This is a genomic window from Streptomyces albicerus, assembly GCF_008905045.1.
Taxonomy (GTDB): Bacteria; Actinomycetota; Actinomycetes; order Streptomycetales; family Streptomycetaceae; genus Streptomyces; species Streptomyces albicerus.
In genome coordinates, this window is the sequence record NZ_VWMY01000055.1 from 62,701 (window position 1) to 80,887 (window position 18,187).

The window sequence follows — 18,187 nt, forward strand, 5'->3', positions numbered from 1 at the left end:
GCCCTTCGTGGCTGGAAGGAAGCGTGCAGGGGTCAGCGGTGGATCTTGAGGCTGCTGATGAAGAAGCGCTGGGCGGAGAAGAACAGCACCAGGGTCGGTAGGGAGACGAGGAGGGCACCGGCCAGCACGACCGGGGGCCCGACGTTGGAGTAGTTGCCCTGCAGATCGGCGAGCGCGGCCATGATGGGCCGGATGTTGCGGCTCGTGGTGAGCGTGATGCCGAACATCAGGTCGTTCCAGACGGCCACGAACTGGAACACGAACACGGCGATCATGGCGGATTTGCTCAGCGGGACGTGGATCTGCCAGAACAGCCGCCACCAGGAAGCACCGTCCACACGCGCGGCTTCCACGACTTCCCGCGGCAGTGTGAGGGCGTAGTTGCGCATGACAAAGAACGCGAAGGGAATCGCGATGGCCGTGTAGATCAGAACGAGCCCGATCTGGGTGTCGTAGAGGGAAGTCTCCGCGTAGGAGAGAAACAGCGGCCGGATGAAGACCTGCAGGGGCAGCAGCGTGCCTGAGTAGATCACCCAGAACCACAGCACCTGCCGCTTCATGGGCATGATGATGGTGGCGAAGGCGGCGCACGTAGCCACCCCGACAGCGGCCAGCGCGCTGACAACGGCGTACAGCAGACTGTTGCCGAGCGCCGGGCCGAGTTGGGCCTTGTCCCAGGCCTGGGACATGTTGTCGAACAGTCCGAAACTCTCTGGCAGCCAGTGCGGACTGCCCGAGTAACTCTCGGCTGGAACCAGTGCGTTGACCACAAGGAGCCATGTCGGAACCAGCCACAGCACGGCGAGCACCACGACGGTGCCATTGCGCAGACCTCGGCCCAGAGACATTGGTTATTCGCCTTTCACGTCGAGCTGACGACGCAGATAGAGCCAGGAAGCCGCCAGCACGATCACGGTGAGAACGACTGCGATCGCCGCTCCCGCACCAGGCCGCAGTTCCAGGAAGGTCTCGTTGTACATGGACACCGCCAGGGTCTCCGTGGCACGTCCGGGGCCCCCTTGGGTGAGCACCCAGATCAGGTCGAACGACTTGAGGCCGTTGACGAGACTCATGCCGATCACGATGATCGAGACAGGCCGGAGCTGAGGCAGGACGATGTGGCGGAACTGCTGCCAGCTCCCCGCGCCGTCCAGGGCACCGGCCTCCAAGGTCTCCGGCGGGATGGACTGCAGGCCGACCAGAAAGAGGATGACTGCCACGCCGGTGGCCTGCCAGGCGTTGGCGAGGATCATCACGACGGTGTTGCCCGGCCAGGTCAGCAGCCATCCCTGGGCGAGTGAGTCCAGATTCAGCGTGGTCAGGACCTGGTTGACGGCGCCGTCGGTCGTGAGCATGAAGTTCCAGACCACTGCCACCGCAGAACCCGAGAGCGCATAGGGAAGCACTACGCACAGCCGTGCCAGACGCGACCAGCGCGTGGCGTTGGTCATGCAGGCGATGGCAAGTCCGAGCACGAAGGGGAGCAGGACTGTGCCCACCACCCACATCAGAGTGTTCTGAATCGAGCGGGACAACGCCGGGTCGGAAGCGAACAGTGAGTAGTTGTCGAACCAGCTGAACGACGAGGTCCGGGTGTCGCTGAAGAAGCTTCGGTAGACGGTCCAGACGAACGGGGCGAGCAGGAAGGCGGTGACCAGGAGTACAGCCGGAGCCATGAACGTCCCGGCCGTCAGGCGCTCACGCCTCTTGCGCCACGTGTGCGTCATGGGCGAAGGCGGTGCACTGCCGGGTGAGGGCACTATGGGGAGCCCGCCGCCGGTGGCGGAAGTGCGTCGGTCGGTCGAGGAAGTGCTCATGCTTCGTCACGCCTCCAGGCGGCCCATTCGTCTTGTGCACGCTCCTGCATCCGGCGCAGCGTGGTGGCCGGGGAGGTCTGCCCGGCCATGAAGCCGCCCAGGTCGTTGGTGTTGCCCTGGATGAGGCTCGGGGGGCTGGCTTCCCAGTACCTGATCAGCGGGAGCCGGCGCTCCCGGGCGATGTCCCGCTGTAGCTCTGCCACGACGGGGTTACTCGAACGCACCGTCGGGTTGGCCGAGCTGTCCTGCAGGAAATCGCTCCACACCCGCTGAACCGACGGGTCGAGCCAGGCTCCGACATTCTTCATGGCCGCGGCGTGCGAGGAAGCGCGGGCGGGCACCGCGAAGACGCCTGACTCGGTGATCACGCTCTTGGGGACAGAGGGCCGCACCGTGGGAAGAATGAAGGCACCGTAGTCGGCGCCCGGTTTCATGCCGACGGCGCTCATTCCCTGCGCCTGCCATGTGCCGTGCAGGAACATGCCCACCGTGCCGGCCTTCAGCGCGCCGGGGCCGCGGGCTTGGTCGAAGTCGGGCGATGTCATCCAGCCCTTGCGCATGAAGTCGTGCCAGATGTCCATCGCTTGGCGCGCTGCGTCGTCGAGATAGGAAGCCTCGCCTGCCACCAGCTTCTGGTAGAAACGCGGGTCGACCTTGGTGACCAGCTCCTGGAACCACTCGATCGCGGGCCAGCCCCCGACCTGACTGGCCAAGAACGGCGTGATCTTGTTCCGCTTGAGAACCTCCGCACAGTGCAGCAGTTCAGCCCAGCTGGACGGGGCGGACAGCCCCAACTTCCTGAACACAGGCTTGCTGTAGAACAGCACGTAGTACGACTCGTACAGCGGGACGCCGTAGACCTTCCCGTGGTACGACATCGTCTCCCGGGTCGCGTCGCGCACCCACCCCTTGGCCGCGTACTGTCCCCAGACGCTCGACAGGTCTGTGAGTCCGCCTGCGCGGGCCAGACGCTTGAGCTGATAGCCCGAGGCCCACTTGACCATGTCGGAGGCCTTCGAGGTCTGCAGGGTCATCTGCACGACCTGCTGATACGACGTCACCGAGGGATTCGACAGCGGCCGCAACGCATACCCGGTGATCTTCTCCAGTTCGCGCCCCGCCGAGCGATACCCCTCGTCCCAAGTGGCGTTGTCGTTGGAGATGCTCGTCGTCCCTGGCTGCGGGGAAGTGCTTGCTCCGCGAGCGCAGCCCTCTACCGCGAGAGCGACCGCACCTGCGGTCATCCCGGCGAGGAAGCGACGCCGAACAAGCGGCGCGGCTGCGCGGCGGGGCGTGCTCGATGCTGTCATTGATCACCTTCACCGAACGGGCCACCTGGTATGGCCGGATGTGACCCTGGAAGTTAACGACAACACTCCAGTGGTAGCAAGGGTTCGTCGCCATGCGATGTTGCCGCCATAGCGCTTATTTGGAATAACAGCAGGTCAAACACGGTTGAGATGAAAAGGAAACTCGAAGGAAGGAGTTGGACCGCTCCAGCCACCCACTGTTATCGTTAACTATCACGCCGGAGCCTAGCGAGGAGAAGAAGTGCATTCCGCCTCTCGTTCGTACGACCCCCACCCCAGCTACGACCCTGTCGACGGGCAAGTGATCGCAGGCTGGCCGACTGCCGTCGCCACGCTGCCGTCCGGCCCGCTCGTACTGGCGGTGGAGGGTCCTTCCGCGCTGGATTGGGGTGCGCTGGCCGACGGCCTGACGATGGCCCTGCGCTCCGCGGGGCGTGAGGTGGAGTTGCTGGACGTGCGCAGCCGTTATGCGCCGTCAGCTGCCGAGCGGATCACCGCTCGGCCCGTCCCTGCCGACGACCCGTTCTTCACCCCGCTGTCCCAGGCGCAGGTCGCAGACCTGTTCGACTCCATTCAACGGGCTGAGAGGCCCCTGAACGACGGCGTGTTGGTGGTGTTCGGGCCGGGCGCGGCGCTGTTCGGGTCGGACGTGCTGTGGTACGCGGACCTGCCGAAACGGCACGCCGAGGCTGCCGTGGCACACGGGCATCTGCCGGTGGGCGTCAACCTGGGCCGCTTCGACGAGCCTGGTGATCTGGTGCGGCTGTTCTACACCGACTGGCCCCTCCTGGACCGGCACCGCGACGCGTATGCGGGACAGGTCGAGCGGTGGATCGACATGCAGGACACGGCATCGCCCGCCTCGCTGGACGGTACCGCGCTGCGCAGCACCCTGGCTCACCTGGCCCGCGGGCCGGTGCGCACCCGCCCGTACTTCAACTCCACCCCGTGGGGAGGCCAGTGGGCGGCAAGTGAACTGGGCTTCACCCCGCAGGCCGGCAACACCGCTCTCGGCTACGAGCTGATCGCTCCCGAGGCGGGAGTCCTTGTCGGCGAAGAGAGCGGGGCGCAGGTCGAGATCCCCTTCCAACTGCTGTGCGTCCTGCACCCGACGGACATGCTCGGCCAGGAGGTGCACCGCCGGTTCGGCACATCCTTCCCGATCAGGTTCGACTACCTCGACACGATGCAGGGCGGCAATCTGTCCTTGCACTGCCACCCGCAGGAGCAGTACATGCGGGAGGTGTTCGGCTGGCCATACACGCAGCACGAGACCTACTACGTCACGGACAGCGAGGCGGGCGCCCAGGTGCTGCTCGGTCTCACCGAGCGTGCGGACCTCGACGCCATGCGCCGCCAGGTGGAGGACGCCATCACCAACGGCACCCCGCTGCCCGTCGAGGACCACATCCAGACCCATCCGGCCACGGTGGGCCAGCTGTTCATGATCCCCGCCGGCACCCCGCACGCCTCCGGCGCGGGCAATCTGGTGCTGGAGGTGAGTGCGACGCCGTATCTGTACTCCCTGCGCTTCTACGACTGGCTCCGCAAGGACGCCACCGGTGCATCCCGGCCCTTGCCTTTCGAACACGGATTCGCCAATCTGGACAGCGCCCGGCGAGGGGAGGACGTGACGAAAGACCTGATCCAGCAGCCTCGTACGCTGCGCGCGGGCGAGGGCTGGCGAGAGGAAGTCATCGGCACCCTGCCAGAGATGTTCTACGCAGTGCACCGCTTGGTCGTAGCCCCGGCCGCCGGCATCGTCGACGACACAGCCGGCCGCTTCCACATTCTTAACCTCGCCTCAGGCCAGGGCGCCGTCATTGAGACCAGCGACGGACGCACCCACTTCCTGGCCTTCGCCGAGACCATCACCGTGCCCGCCGCGGTCGGCTCCTACCGCATCCGTTCTGTGGGCAACGACGAGGTGCACCTCGTGAAGGCTCTGGTGGTTGAGCCGTGACCAGTGCCGTCGCCGAGCGGACCCATGCGCCGATCCCCGTTCTCGACATCGGCGGGACGCACGTCACCGCTGCCCTCGTCGACCCTGCAGCCAACTGCCCCATCTCGTCCTCAGTGATCCGCAGACCCTTGGGCTCGCACGCCCCGGCCGACGGCATCCTCGACGCCATCGCCCTGGCCGCCCTGGAACTGCCTGCAGGGCACCGGCTGTGCTGGGGCGTGGCCATGCCGGGCCCCTTCGACTACGACACCGGGATAGGCCGGTTCACAGGTATCGGGAAGTTCGAGTCACTGTCCGGCGTCGATGTCGGGGCCGGTCTGCGGCAGCGGCTGGTCCACCGGGCCGAGCGACTGTGCTTCCTCAACGATGCCGACGCCTTCGCCCTCGGCGAATATCGCGCCGGCGCTGCCGCTGGTCACGAGCGTGCGGTGTGCCTGACGCTGGGCACGGGCGTGGGCTCGTCATTCTTGCGCAAGGGCCTACCCGTACACGACGGCCCTCAGGTGCCTCCCGGCGGACACGTGCACCGTCTGACCGTGCACCACGTCCCGCTGGAGGATCTGGTCTCGCGCCGTGCCATCCGCGCGCATTACGCCCGCCTCGAGACCCTCCCGGACGATCGCGTCCTCCCGGACGTCCACGAGATTGCCGCGCTGGCCAGGGAGGGCAATACCGCAGCTGCGGAGGCTTTCCGCTACGCTTTCGACACCCTGGGTCAGGCCCTGGCTCCGTGGATCGCCCGTTTCCAGGCCACCGCAGTGGTCATCGGCGGGTCCATGGCCCAGTCGTGGGACTTGATCCACCCTGCGCTCTCGAAAGGGCTGGCTCAGGCCGCCGAGCCCGCTCCGCGCGTCCTGGCGGCCAGGCAGCCTGCGGAGGCGCCGCTGATCGGGGCCGCCCACTGGGCACAGGGCGTACAGAGTGCTCCATGAGGGCCGACCGCAGGTCCGGGACGCCGCCGCAGGCAGTGGAAGGAGAAGGAGCATGACTGGTCGCCGAGGCGGCGGGCCGACCATGCATGACGTCGGGAGACTCGCGCAGGTCAGTGCCATGACCGTCTCGCGGGTGCTCAAGAACGATCCCGGCGTGTCCGAAGCCACGCGCGAACGCGTCTTCGCCGCGGTGGACCGGCTTGGCTACCGCCGCAACGAGACCGCGCGCAGCCTGCGGCTCGGCGGCACTGGGATGATCGGTCTGGTCGTCACCAACCTCGCCAACCCGTTCTACTCGCGTCTCGCGCTCGGAGTCCAGGAAGTCGCCACCGAACACGGCTTGCGGATGATGCTCAGCAACACCGCCGAGCAAGTTGAGCGGGAGCCCGGCCTGATCGATGGCCTCATCGACCACCAGGTCGAAGGGTTGATCGTCGTCCCCGCCGGAAGCCGGCAGCAGCACTTGGCCAGCGCCATGCGCCACGTCCCCGTCGTCCTCGCCGCACGGCCGCCGGCTGGACTCGACACCGACTGCGTGCTGGTCGAGGACTTTCACGGTGCCCGCGAGGCCACCGCGTGCCTGCTGGCTGAAGGGCACACCCGCATCGCGTTCCTCGGCAATCCGCCGGCTCTGTATACGGGGGCTGAACGGCTGCGTGGGTTCTGGGCAGCACACGAGGAGGCCGGCGTCGAGCCCGACAACGCCCTCATTTGCCAAGGCCTCGTCGACGCCGCGACGGCCGAGCGAGCGGCCCTCGGAATCCTCAACCGGCCCGACGGCCCTACAGCGCTGTTCTGCACGAACAACCGCATCAGCCAAGGCGCGATCCGAGCCCTCTACAAAGCTGGGATCACACTTCCCCTGGCAGGCTTCGACGACTTCGAGCTCTCCGACGTCCTTGGCCTCCCACTGACACTTGTCTCGTACGACGCCGACGAGATCGGCCGGCAGGCCGCACGCCTGCTGATCGACCGCCTGAGTCACCGGGACGGCGAACCGCCCGCCTCCCGCCGCATCACTGTCCCGACCCGCGTCATTCGCTACGGCCCGCACTCCGGCGACCGCCCCCGCGGTGCACTGCCGCCCAGCGTGTAACGACCGCTTGAGCACTTGCCCTTGACCGGCCGCTGGCTCGCACGGCGGGCAACTGACGCGGTTTCCCCACCCCCACCCCCCATCCAGTGCTGCCCGAGCCTGCGGTCGCCCGATGGCACCGCCTTCGTAGTGACCGGCGGCATCCCCGCCATGTGGCTGCCTGACTCGACGACCCGGATGATGCCCGACCTGGCGCTCATGCGAGACAACCCTCCTCTGCAGGACCTCATAATCGCCGTGCTGAGACACCAGTTCCAGCAGATCGAGCGCAACCCGTACGCCAATGGCTTGCAGAGTCTCTTTCCGGGTGACAGCGATTCTGTTCGTTTCGTCATCGTCCGGACCGTGCTCCCGGCCGTCGTCACGCGCACGCTCCTGGTAGCGCAGGGGCGCCGCTCCCACCCCTCGTTTGAAGGCGGTGCTGACGGCGCTGTCCGAGGAGCCGAGGTTCTTCGCCAACACGCCGACGTGCTCGTCTCCCTAATGGGACTTCGACTTGATGGCCTGCGGTGACGTTATGCGGTGGTGGGGCCCGCCACCGCTCCGGACTACGAGCCCAGTACGTCACCGGGCGGGCCCGATGGCCACGTTGTCGAAGGAGGCGGCGGATTCGAAGACCCGGACGCCGTTCGCGCCGCTGCGGTAGGTGCCGTCGCTGACGGAAATCTTGGGCGTCGTCATATCGTCGACGAACACGTCGATTGACGAGCCGACGGCGGTGACGCGGATCCGGTGCGTCGAGCCCGGTGCGACGGATGTCCGGGCGGTCCCCAGTTCGGTCCAGGAGTCGTTCGCCCGGCCGAGGACCACCTTGCCGCTCGGGCTGATGCCCGCGTAATAGCCCGAGTAGCTGTCCCAGCCGACCGAGGGCCTGCTCACCCGGAACATAAGCCCAGCGTCCCCGTGCCCCGAGGTCACCGTGACGTCGGCGTCGTACGTGAAGTCCGCGAAGTTGGTGTCGAGGAGGGACTTGCCGCCCAGGTCGCGGCCCACCCGGTACCGCCCGTCACCGACCGACCAGGTCCCGCCGTACGTCTTCCAGCCCAGCGCGTTGCCGTCGGCGAAGTTGTCCTTCACCTGCATCGCGATGCGCCGGATCGTGCCATCGGGATTGAAGTACATGCGGTCATAGGCAAGTTGTCGGTGGTTGCCGTCGCTCTCGCTGAGCGGACGGCGGTGGTAGAAGATGTACCAGGTGTCGGTGCCCGGCACGTTGACGACAGAGTTGTGACCCGAACCCTTGGCGACCGCCGGGTCCTGGGCGAGTACCTTGTCGATCCTCTGGAAGGGCCCGGTCGGCGAGTCGGACATGGCGTACGACACCGAGTAGTCGGGGCCGGTCCAGCCGCCCTCCGACCACATCAGGTAGTACTTGCCATTCCGTTTGAACATGTAGGAGCCCTCGGTGTAGTTGTCCGGCGTGATCTCCTTGTAGGTCGATCCGTCCTCGAAGGTGCCCAGGCTGGTCATGTCCGGGTTGAGCTTGACGACGTTGGAGTGGTGCCAGCCTCCGTAGTACATGTACGCCTGGCCGTCGTCGTCGATGAACACGTCCTGGTCGATCGGCTGGGCCCCGTTGTGGAACTGCGAGATCAGCGGCTTGCCGAGGGCGTCCTTGTAGGGCCCTTCGGGGCGGTCGGCGACGGCCACGCCAATGCCGCCGAGCTGGGAGTCGTTCTGGATGTCGTTCGCGGCGAAGTACAGGTAGTACTTGGCGCCGCGTTGGACCGGCGCCGGCGCCCACACCGCGTACTTGGCCCAGGAGACGTTCGCCGTCGTCAGGACATTGCTGTGCTTGGTCCAGTGGATCAGATCGGTCGAGGAGAACGTGTCGAGGTAGGTCTGCTCGGCGTAGGGCTTCGACGCCGTGGGGAAGACCCAGTACTTGCCGTCGTAGATCTCGATGTCGGGGTCCGCGTACCAGCCGTCGACGAAGGGGTTGCCGGCCTCGGCGGTCGAGTGCTCGGGCACCGCCACGGCGGTGTGGGGCGAGAGCATCGCCAGGAGACCGCCGACGAGCAACGCGGCCAAGGACCTGGCGACGAACCCGGTGGATCTGGCAGGCATGAGAACCTCCGTAGGGGGATCGGGGCTGACAGCCCCCGCTCACCCGGGGCAAGCGGGGGCGGCCGTCACGGCCCGGCCGTTACGGCAGGGTCCACTTCTGGTTGGGTCCGGTGTGGCAGGTCCACAGGTGGACCGGGGTCCCGTCGTTCCAGGTGCCACCGGACGCGTCCAGGCACTTCCCGGACTGGGGGTTACGCACCGTGCCGTCGGCCTGGGCCGCCCACTTCTGCGCACCGGTGTTGTTGCAGGTCCACAGCTGGATCTTGGTACCGTCGGCGCTCGCGCCCCCCGAGACATCAAGGCACTTCCCGAGCGCCTGGAAGGTGCCGTCCTCGGCGACGGTCCAGCGCTGCGCGGCGGTGCTGTTGCACGTGTACACCTGGATCTTCGTGCCGTCGGCGGTGCCCGCGTTGTCCACGTCCAGGCACTTCCCGTTGACGCCCCTCACCTCACCGGAACGCGGGCCGGGCGAGGTCCCGGCCTGCTTGATCCGGACGTTGCGGAAAGCCACCTCGTCGCCGTCGCCGTGGTTCTGGATGCCGATGTGACCCTGCTTCAGGCTGCGCGCCGGGTCGGTGTTGGTGAAGTCGTTGATCTTCCGGCCGTTGAGGAAGATCTCCAGTCGCTCCCCGGTGACTCGGATCTCGTAGGTGTTCCACTCGCCGGGTGGGTTCAGCGCGGCGTCCCGGGCGGGGATGTCGGCGGACTGGAACCCGTAGACGGCTCCGGTGGTGCGGTCGGTGGTGTCGGTGGCGTCGATCTGGATCTCGTGGCCGTTGTTCACCGCCGACCACGGGTCGTCGGAGGCCGGGAAACCCACGAGGACACCGGAGTTGTCGTCGCCGCTTGCCTTCCAGTCCAGTTTGAGGGAGTAGTCGCCGGTGAACTCGCGGGCGTTGTACCAGAGCATGCCCAGCCCGCCCTGCGAGGTGAGGGTGCCGTCGGCCAGGGTGAAGCTGCCGGGGCCCGCCTGCTTCCAGCCGGTCGTGCTGGTGCCGTCGAACAGGGACGTGTAGCCGGTCTCCGGGCGGCAGTCGGCCTGGGTGGTGCCGGCAGCCCAGCGGATGCCGCCGAGCAGGTGCCGACGGAAGGTCGGGTCGGCGTAGGACTCCTCGGTGTGGCCGCCGCCCGTGTAGAAGGCTCGGCCACCGGCGTAGTTCTTGCACCAGGCGATCGGGTGGTCGCCGGCCATGGTGCCGCCGGAGTAGCTGGACTCGTCCAGTGAGGCCAGTACGTGGGCGGTGCTGCGGGGGTTGGTGCGGTAGTTGTACCACTCGTCGGTGCGCTGCCAGGCGCTGCCCAGGTGCGCGGTGGCGTCGTGCGCCCGGTCCTCGACCTTGACTGTGGCGGGCTGGATGGCGGGGTGGGACTGGAAGTAGGCGCCGGCCAGCCCCTCGTAGAAGGGCCAGTCGTACTCGGTGTCGGCGGCGGCGTGGATGCCGACGTACCCGCCGCCCGAGCCGAGGTACTGCTCGAAGGCCGTCTGCTGGGCGTTGCCGAGTACGTCGCCGGTGGTCGACAGGAAGACGACGGCCCGGTACTTGGCCAGGTTGGCCGTGGTGAAGGTCTGCGGGTCCTCGGTCGCGTCGACGGTGAAGTTGTTCGCCGCGCCGAGGTCGCGCAGTGCCGTGATGCCCTCGTCGATCGAGGAGTGGCGGAAGCCCGCCGTCCGGGAGAAGACGAGGACCTGGTACGCCGGGTCGGCCGCCGCCGGTGCCGCGTCGCGCGAGGCGGTGGGGGTGGCCGGTGCTGCGTCCGGCGCGGCCGCGGCCTGGGGGGCCATGCAGAACGCGGCGCCGGCGAACAGGCCGATGAGCGCTTTGAGCGGGGTACGCATCGTGCGTCGCCTCCTTGTCACGGCAGGGTCCACTTCTGGTTGGGTCCGGTGTGGCAGGTCCACAGGTGGACCGGGGTACCGTCGTTCCAGGTGTCGCCGGAGGCGTCGAGGCATTTGCCGGACTGGGGGTTGCGGACGGTGCCGTCGGCTTGGGCTGCCCACCTCTGCGCGCCGGTGGTATTGCAGGTCCACAGCTGGATCTTGGTGCCGTCGGCGGTTGCGCCCTGGGCGACGTCGAGGCACTTGCCCAGTGCCTTGAGGGTGCCGTCGTCGGCGACGGTCCAGCGCTGTGCGGCGCTGCTGTTGCATGTGTACAGCTGGATCTTGGTGCCGTCGGCGGTGCCCGCGTTGTCGATGTCCAGGCACTTCCCGTTGACGCCCTTCACCTCACCGGTGCGGTCGCTGCCGGTGGCGGTCGTGAAGGAGAACTCGTCCACGTCGAACAGTGCGCCGCTGCCGCCCTTGAAGACGATGTAGAGGGTGGTCGACCCGGTCGGCTGGTTGACCAGCGACGCCGTGACGTCCTGGAAGGTCTCCCAGTCGCCGGTGACCGGCGCGGTGGCCGTGCCGAGCAGGGTGCCGGTAGGGGAGCCGGTGCGTACCTCGATGGTGCCGCCGGCGCCTGCCGAGGAGACGCGTGCGGTGAAGGTGCGGGCGTTGTCGAGGCTGTACGGCTTGAATGAGATCCAGTCGCCGTCGTGGATTTCGCCGACCGTCTTGCCGCCGTGCGCGGGCGCGTGGTTGACGACCTGCACGCCGGACGAGTCGCCGTAGTGCTCGGCCTGCCGGTGGCTGGGCTGGACGATGTGCTGATCGTGCGTGGTGAGCGCGGGTTGGCCGTTCGCGCCCTTGTCGGTGTACTCGGCATCGAGGACGCCGAATATGTTGGCGTTGGGGTCGTGTTCGCCGTCCGCCAGCGTCTGCAGGGTGCCGGTGCAGCCGGTGGCCGAGGTCTGCGGGTGCCCGTGGCTGTCGTGGCCGACGATGAAGTTGACCTTCACCTTGGAGCAGTCGATCGCGCCGTCCTCCGGGTCGGTGACCGTCACCTTGAACGGGATGGCGGCGCCGAAGTCGTAGATCCGACCGTCGGCGGGCGTGTCGATCCGCACCGTCGGGGCGGTGTTGCCGACGGTGATCTGCACGGAGGCGGTGGCCGACTTGCCGGTGGGGTCGGTGACCTTCAGCGTGGCCGTGTACTGGCCGTTGGCCGTGTAGGTGTGGGACGGATCGGCCGCGGTGGAGGTGGCGCCGTCGCCGAAGGTCCACTGGTAGGCGAGGGTGCCCCCTTCGGGGTCGGAGCTGCCGGCCGCGGAGAAGGAGACGGCCAGGGGCGCCTTGCCGGAGGTGACGTTCGCCTTGGCCTGGGCCACCGGGGCGCGCCCGCCGGTCACATGCTCGATGCGGTACAGGGCGGAGTTGGCGTCGCCGTTGAAGTAGCCGGTGCCGTAGTCGAGAACGTAGAGGGCGCCATCCGGGCCGAAGGCCATGTCCATCACCTGGGTGCCGCTCCAGGGGAAGGCGTTGATGGACTGCACGGTGCCATCGCCGGCGGCCTCGATGCGCTTGATCCAGCGGCGGCCGAACTCGCCGGCGAAGAAGTCGCCGTCGTACTCCTGCGGGAACTTCACGTCCGAGGTGGAGGCCGCGTCGTAGCGGTAGACGGGGCCGCCCATGGGGGATTCGGAGCCGTTGCCGAACTCCGGTACGGAGTTGCCGTCGTAGGGGATCCAGGCGGGCTGGGCGGGCGGCAGGTCGGTGAGGCCGGTGTTACGCGGCGAAGTGTTTCTCGGCGCGGCGCAGTTGAACCTTGAGCCCGAGGCGCCGGTCGCGAAGTCGAAATCGACGTAAGCGTCGTTCTTGCCGGTGCAGTACGGCCAGCCAAAGTTGCCGGCCTTGGTGATCCGGTTGAACTCGACCTGTCCGGCGGGGCCGCGGGAGGCGCTGGCGGTGCCCGAGTCGGGGCCGTAGTCACCGACGTAGACGATGCCCGTGGCTCTGTCGACACTCATCCGGAACGGGTTGCGGAAGCCCATCGCGTAAATCTCGGGCCGGGTCTGCGCGGTGCCGGACGGGAAGAGATTCCCGGACGGGATCGTGTACGAACCGTCGGCGTTGACCTTGATGCGCAGGATCTTGCCGCGTAGATCGTTGGTGTTGCCGGAGGAACGCTGGGCGTCGTACGCGGGGTTGCGCGAGGCACGTTCGTCGATCGGCGTGTAGCCGTCCGAGGCGAAGGGGTTGGTGTCGTCGCCTGTCGACAGGTACAGGTTGCCCGCCGCGTCGAAGTCGATGTCTCCGCCGACGTGGCAGCACAGGCCGCGAGAGGCGGGCACGTCGAGGATCTTCTTCTCGCTGGCCAGGTCCAGGGTGTTGTCGTTCTTCAGAACGAACCTGGACAGCCGGTTGACCCCGTCGAAGGGGGTGAAGTCGGATGACGCCCCGTCGGCCGGGGCGTCGCCGGCCGGAGTGTTCAACTTCGGGGCGTAGTACAGGTAGACGAAACGGTTGGAAGAGAAGCCGGGATCAGCCGCGACGCCTTGGAGGCCCTCCTCGTCGTGGCTGTAGACGTCGAGCCTGCCCGCCACGGCTGTGGTGCCGGCCGCGTCGGTGCGGTGCAGCGTGCCGTCCCGCGAAGTATGCAGCACCGAGCGGTCCGGCAGGACCGCCATGGTCATGGGTTCGCCGGTCTCGGCCACGCCCTTGGCAAGGGTGACCTGTTGAAAGTCCTCGGCCGCCGCCGCGGCGCGGGCTTCGCCGCCGGGGGAGGCCGGGGCAACGGCGGGAGCCGCGGCGGCGGGGCTCAGTGGGAGCGCCAGGCCCACGGCACACGCCACGGCCGTGAGCAGCGTACGGACACGTCTGTGTCCGAGCAGTCTCGTGCGCACAGAGTTCTCCAGGAGAAGTGGGGGTGGCGGCAGGTCGCGGAGGGCCTGCCAGTGGGGGGTGAACGGGCGCGCGCCGTCGCGCCGTCAAGACAGAAGCCCATGGGCTCTGTTGGAGCTCTGACTGCTTCAGTTCCGGGAAGTTAGCGGGCTTGGTCCGCAGCCGTAACCCCTTTCACACAAGATCTCGGAACTTTTTCCCCGCGAGAGACAAAGTGCGTAAGCTGCCCTGCGCGCCCGCACAAGCCCATCCCAAGGGCTGCTATCGAGGCTGGACGCCGTGGGACTTGGCAATGTCAAGGAGTACAGGGCCCCGGCGGTGTGCCATGCCCTCTCGGTACCCCAGGCTCAGACCGCGTTCGGCAGCGCTGACGAGGAACGGGCGGGCAGCCCTGGCCCGCCGCCGTGCGCCGGGTATCGCCGCGCGACGTGACGGTCGTCGTCCCGTCGCCGCACTCGTGGGCGCACCTGTGACGGCGCTGGTCGGGGCGCAGTTCGTGGATCTGCCCTATGAATTGCTCACATCCGGACGCTCCCGGGCGGGCAAGAACGGCTGGCTAGCCCGCGGCGAGAACTGCTCCCCGCGCCCGCGGGGATGGTTGTCGGTGTGCGACAGTTGACCTGCAATTTTAGTGGTGATCTAGGTTTGCGGTGTCCGTGAGGGCCGACGTGAGACTCCCACTCAGTCTCTCTGCTGGCCGGTGAACGCAAGATCTTTGCGAAGTGCGTAGGCCATTCAACTGTGCTGCATCGTCCGGGCCGGGACTTGCAGGCCGGCGCGCTCCCAGCTTGCTCGCGCCGTTGGCTGCACCGGGCACCGCCGGAATGGGTACTTGTCGGTGCCGTGCCAGGTGCTGGCGTCCTCAACGGCTCGCGTCAGTCGGGCCGGTTGCTCAACGGGGCCACACGGACGGTCTGCCGCGCCGTCCGGCAGCAGACCCACGGCAGTGAGGTCGCAGGCCGGATCGCCCGCGCAGAGGTCGCCGAAGTCGATCACGCCGCAGAAGGTGCCGTCAACAGTGCCGCAGAAGGTGCCGTCAGCAGTGGAGACGTTGGCCAGGTGCAGGTCGCCGTGGAGCCACAGGGCCGGGCCCGCCCAGCCAGGCGCGGCGACGGCGTCCTCCCACATGGCAAGGACGGCGTCCGGGTTGGGGATCGGCCCCAGCTCGGTGGCCGAGGCGAGTTGCTCAGCGAACTGCTCGGCGCGCTCGGCCAGCCGGCCCCCATAGTTATGTTCTTCGCGGCGACGGGCGATGGGCGCCCCGTCGGGAGCGGGCCGATGAAGAGCCGTCAGGAAGGCGGCCAAACTGTCGGCCGCGTCCGCAGTGCGCGTGGCGGGGGCGCGGTCGGCAGGCGCACCCGGCATCCAGGTGGTGACGATCCAGGGCCGAGGAAGCCGCTCGGAGGGCTCCCCGAGGCGCTGCGGGACGGGGACCTGCAGCGGGAAGTGCGGGGTGACCGCGGGCAGCCAGGCGTGCTCCTTGCGCGGCAGCGCATCAGCAGACTGCGTCGCCCAGGGCAGCCGGACGGCGAGGTCATCGCCGAGCCGCCACAGCTGGTTGTCACAGCCACGCGCACCTAGCGCGCGTGCGTGACGATCTGGTCGACGAGGGTCTTGGTGATGGTCAGCATGTCGGTCAGGATAAATGAAGGCCCGCCTCATACCGAGGGGTGGTATAAGGCGGGCCCATATGCTGAAACGGCCGGTGCGGGGGTCAGACGACCTTGGCGGTCTCGCGCTCGTCCTCGGGGTCCGCGCCGCCCACGGTGGCCCGCGCGGCCCGGCCCCGGACGAAGTCCAGGAAGGAGTCGAGCTCGCGCTTGACGACGGGGGCCAGCAGGTAGAGGCCGATGATGTTGAACACCGACAGCATGAAGAGTGCCGAGTCGGCCAGGCTGATCAGTGAGTCGAGGGAGAGCAGCGAGCCCAGGACGACGAACACACTCCAGGTGACCTTGAAGACGTTCTCGCTGGTCCTGCTCTTGCCGAAGAGGTACGACCATGCCTTGAGGCCGTAGTAGCCCCAGGTCAGGATCGTGGAGAACGCGAACAGCAGCACCGCGACGGTCAGCAGGTCAGGGAACCAGGGCAGTACGGTCCCGAAGGCGTCGGAGGTGATGGTGACGCCGCCGATGCTCTCGCCCTCGCGGGCCTCGGCCCAGCTGTCCGGGTTGGCGATGATGATGGTCAGCGCGGTCATGGTACAGATGACGACTGTGTCGATGAACGGCTCGAGCAGGGCGACCAGGCCCTCGCTCGCGGGGTGTTTGGTCTTGACCGCGGAGTGGGCGATCGGGGCGGAGCCCAGACCGGCCTCGTTGGAGAAGGCGGCACGCTGGAAGCCGACGATCAGGGCGCCGATCACACCGCCCGTGACGCCGTCGGCCTCGAACGCGCCCTTGAAGATGGTCTCGATCGCGTCGGGCACCGCGGTGACGTTCGTCAGGATGACGACCAGGCAGGCCACGATGTACATGCCGGCCATCGCCGGGACGAGCCGGCTGGTGACCGAGGCGATGGAGCGGATGCCGCCGAGCAGCACGAGGCCGACGAGCAGAGCGACGACCACACCGAAGAGGATGGCACCGGCGGAGGAGGCCATGAAGCCGTCCTCGCCGCCGACGGTCGAGGCGATCTGCGCGTAGCTCTGGTTGGCCTGGAGCAGGTTGCCGCCGAACAGGCCGAAGAAGAGGATCATGATGGAGGCGAGGACGGCGAGCACCTTGCCGAGCCTGGCGCCGCCCTTGCCGAAGCGCTCGGCGAGGCCCTTGGGCAGGTAGTGCATCGGACCGCCGGAGACGGTGCCGTCCTCGTGCTCTTCCCGGTACCTGACACCGAGGGTGACCTCGACGAACTTGGTCGCCATACCGAGCAGACCGCAGAGGATCATCCAGAAGGTGGCGCCGGCGCCACCGATGGAGACGGCGACTGCGACACCGGCGATGTTGCCGAGGCCGACGGTGCCGGAGACGGCGGCGGTCAGCGCCTGGAAGTGGTTGACCTCACCGGGTGAACCCTCTTCGTCGTACTTGCCGCGCACCACCTTGGTGGCGAGGAAGAATTTGCGTACCTGGATGAGCCCGAACCAGGTGGTGAAGATCAGACCCGCGACGACGAGCCAGGCGACGATGAGCGGGAGTTCGGTGTCGCCGACGGGGACCGCGTAGAAGACGACCTCGCCGACTTTCTCAGCGACAGGTTCGAAGAAATCACTGACGGCGTCGTCAATGTCTTGCGTGATGGAGTCGAGCGACATCTGACTACCTCAAGGCGCAGGGGGACTGGCGGCATGGTGCGGCGATGTGGGGGTGCTGGGTCATGTGCTCCGGCGGGTGGGCCGGTTCTCCCAGCACGGCTGGGGTGCCGCATTGGAGTTGGGAAGTCTTACCACGGCCTTTGCCATGCCTTGGGTGACTCGGATCACGCAAAAACGCCCCCGGGGCACAAAACCCCAGGGGCGGTGATGCGATCGTTATCCGGATTTGAGCGTCCGCTGAGACAGCGCAGCCTGAAAACGGCTTGACAGATCAGTAGACAAAGGAGCGGACGGTCATGACCGCGCGGGGTCCTCAGGGCACGGCATGAGCGTTTCGACGAACGTCTCCTGGAGCCCGCCCAGCCAGAGATGCGCCATCACCATCGGCTGGCGCGGATCCTCGTCCGGCAGCCGGTAGAGGAGGTCGGTGTCCTCCTCGTCGACGACGTCGAGCCGGGAGCCGATCGCGAGCCGCCAGTCGTTGAGGGCGCCTAGCCTGGACGCCCCCCCACCTGCGGACATCCCTCAGGCGAGAGGTGATCTTCCTCGGCGACTGACTTTCTGCGCATCAGCGGTAGTTTCGCCGGCCAGAGGCGGTACCGACCCTGGCCCGCGAAATCACGGAATGCAACTGGTGCCCCGGCGGGTGACACAAACATGGGAACAGGCGAAGTCAAATGAGCGATCTTCTCCGTGTGGGTAAAACTAGTGTGAAGGTGGTCGAAGGTGGTCGCTTACGGTGCGTTGCGCTAGTACGCCCCCGCTCGTTCGGCGAGGTTTCCTTATCCCAGGGGTACCGCGGCTGTCCCGCATCGGGGTCCAATGGTGAAAGTCAAGCTCTTCGCACCCGCGCCGGTCAGAAGAGGCACGCAATGGATCTATGGCTGATCTGGTTGATCATCGCAGCTGTGTTGGCTGTGGCGGAGATCTTCACGCTTACTGCTGCGCTCGGAATGCTGAGCGCGGCCGCGTTGGTCACGGCGGGGTCCGCCGCGGTCGGGCTGCCACTGCCGTTGCAGTTCTTGG

The 18,187-nt window shown here is 67.5% G+C and carries 12 protein-coding genes and 2 pseudogenes; 5 read left to right on the top strand and 9 right to left on the bottom strand.

Going from position 1 to position 18,187, the window contains the following annotated elements; all coding sequences use genetic code 11:
- Positions 1 to 32: 32 nt before the first annotated feature.
- From GAS53_RS39170 to GAS53_RS39180, 3 genes are read right to left on the bottom strand one after another with little or no spacing between them, the layout of a single operon-like run.
- Positions 33 to 848, bottom strand: coding sequence for a carbohydrate ABC transporter permease (locus GAS53_RS39170; RefSeq protein WP_151482531.1), 816 nt, complete (start codon positions 846 to 848; stop codon positions 33 to 35).
- Positions 849 to 851: 3 nt separating this feature from the next.
- Positions 852 to 1,817: a carbohydrate ABC transporter permease gene (locus tag GAS53_RS39175; protein WP_151482532.1), complete on the bottom strand. Its 966-nt coding sequence runs from the start codon at positions 1,815 to 1,817 to the stop codon at positions 852 to 854.
- On the bottom strand, positions 1,814 to 3,061 hold the full coding sequence (locus GAS53_RS39180) for an ABC transporter substrate-binding protein (protein WP_225859380.1): 1,248 nt from the start codon (positions 3,059 to 3,061) through the stop codon (positions 1,814 to 1,816). Before GAS53_RS39180 ends, GAS53_RS39175 begins: the two co-directional genes overlap by 4 nt.
- Before the next feature lie 307 nt (positions 3,062 to 3,368).
- Here GAS53_RS39180 and GAS53_RS39185 point away from each other — a divergent pair, with 307 nt between their 5' ends.
- The 4 genes from GAS53_RS39185 to GAS53_RS57000 all read left to right on the top strand — a co-directional run bounded on the left by GAS53_RS39185 (position 3,369) and on the right by GAS53_RS57000 (position 7,631).
- On the top strand, positions 3,369 to 5,090 hold the full coding sequence (locus tag GAS53_RS39185) for a class I mannose-6-phosphate isomerase (protein WP_151482534.1): 1,722 nt from the start codon (positions 3,369 to 3,371) through the stop codon (positions 5,088 to 5,090).
- Positions 5,087 to 6,022, top strand: coding sequence for an ROK family protein (locus GAS53_RS39190; protein ID WP_151482535.1), 936 nt, complete (start codon positions 5,087 to 5,089; stop codon positions 6,020 to 6,022). Before GAS53_RS39185 ends, GAS53_RS39190 begins: the two co-directional genes overlap by 4 nt.
- A gap of 52 nt (positions 6,023 to 6,074) precedes the next feature.
- Positions 6,075 to 7,118: a LacI family DNA-binding transcriptional regulator gene (locus GAS53_RS39195; RefSeq protein WP_151482536.1), complete on the top strand. Its 1,044-nt coding sequence runs from the start codon at positions 6,075 to 6,077 to the stop codon at positions 7,116 to 7,118.
- 129 nt (positions 7,119 to 7,247) lie between these two features.
- Positions 7,248 to 7,631: a glycoside hydrolase family 125 protein gene (locus GAS53_RS57000; protein WP_225859381.1), complete on the top strand. Its 384-nt coding sequence runs from the start codon at positions 7,248 to 7,250 to the stop codon at positions 7,629 to 7,631.
- A gap of 51 nt (positions 7,632 to 7,682) precedes the next feature.
- Here GAS53_RS57000 and GAS53_RS39205 read toward each other — a convergent pair whose 3' ends face one another.
- The 6 genes and pseudogenes from GAS53_RS39205 to GAS53_RS39230 all read right to left on the bottom strand — a co-directional run.
- Positions 7,683 to 9,185, bottom strand: a complete 1,503-nt coding sequence (locus GAS53_RS39205; protein ID WP_151482537.1) for a glycoside hydrolase family 43 protein — start codon at positions 9,183 to 9,185, stop codon at positions 7,683 to 7,685.
- Positions 9,186 to 9,264: 79 nt separating this feature from the next.
- Positions 9,265 to 11,022 carry a lectin gene (locus GAS53_RS39210; protein ID WP_151482538.1) on the bottom strand — a complete coding sequence of 586 codons (1,758 nt, stop codon included), beginning with the start codon at positions 11,020 to 11,022 and terminating at the stop codon, positions 9,265 to 9,267.
- Positions 11,023 to 11,039: 17 nt separating this feature from the next.
- Entirely contained in the window at positions 11,040 to 13,907 is a 2,868-nt protein-coding gene (locus GAS53_RS39215; RefSeq protein WP_192583474.1) for a PQQ-dependent sugar dehydrogenase, read from the bottom strand.
- A 907-nt stretch (positions 13,908 to 14,814) separates the two neighbouring features.
- A pseudogene (locus tag GAS53_RS39220) lies at positions 14,815 to 15,567 on the bottom strand (phosphotransferase); the annotation flags it as partial.
- A 52-nt stretch (positions 15,568 to 15,619) separates the two neighbouring features.
- The gene (locus tag GAS53_RS39225) at positions 15,620 to 17,161 is read right to left on the bottom strand and encodes an alanine/glycine:cation symporter family protein (RefSeq protein ID WP_151482541.1); all 1,542 of its coding nucleotides are present in this window, start codon (positions 17,159 to 17,161) and stop codon (positions 15,620 to 15,622) included.
- 294 nt (positions 17,162 to 17,455) lie between these two features.
- Positions 17,456 to 17,656 (bottom strand): annotated as a pseudogene (locus GAS53_RS39230) (DUF2017 family protein); the annotation flags it as partial.
- A 377-nt stretch (positions 17,657 to 18,033) separates the two neighbouring features.
- On the opposite strand from GAS53_RS39230, the gene GAS53_RS57005 reads away from it, so the two are divergent.
- A partial coding sequence (locus GAS53_RS57005; protein ID WP_404829392.1) for an NfeD family protein occupies positions 18,034 to 18,187 on the top strand: 154 nt, incomplete at its 3' end.

Coding starts and splice junctions, on each gene's coding strand:
- GAS53_RS39180 (WP_225859380.1), bottom strand. CDS start 3,061: ATGACCGCAGGTGCGGTCGCTCTCGCGGTAGAGGGCTGCGCTCGCGGA.
- GAS53_RS39170 (WP_151482531.1), bottom strand. CDS start 848: ATGTCTCTGGGCCGAGGTCTGCGCAATGGCACCGTCGTGGTGCTCGCC.
- GAS53_RS39225 (WP_151482541.1), bottom strand. CDS start 17,161: ATGTCGCTCGACTCCATCACGCAAGACATTGACGACGCCGTCAGTGAT.
- GAS53_RS39195 (WP_151482536.1), top strand. CDS start 6,075: ATGACTGGTCGCCGAGGCGGCGGGCCGACCATGCATGACGTCGGGAGA.
- GAS53_RS39175 (WP_151482532.1), bottom strand. CDS start 1,817: ATGAGCACTTCCTCGACCGACCGACGCACTTCCGCCACCGGCGGCGGG.
- GAS53_RS39205 (WP_151482537.1), bottom strand. CDS start 9,185: ATGCCTGCCAGATCCACCGGGTTCGTCGCCAGGTCCTTGGCCGCGTTG.
- GAS53_RS39210 (WP_151482538.1), bottom strand. CDS start 11,022: ATGCGTACCCCGCTCAAAGCGCTCATCGGCCTGTTCGCCGGCGCCGCG.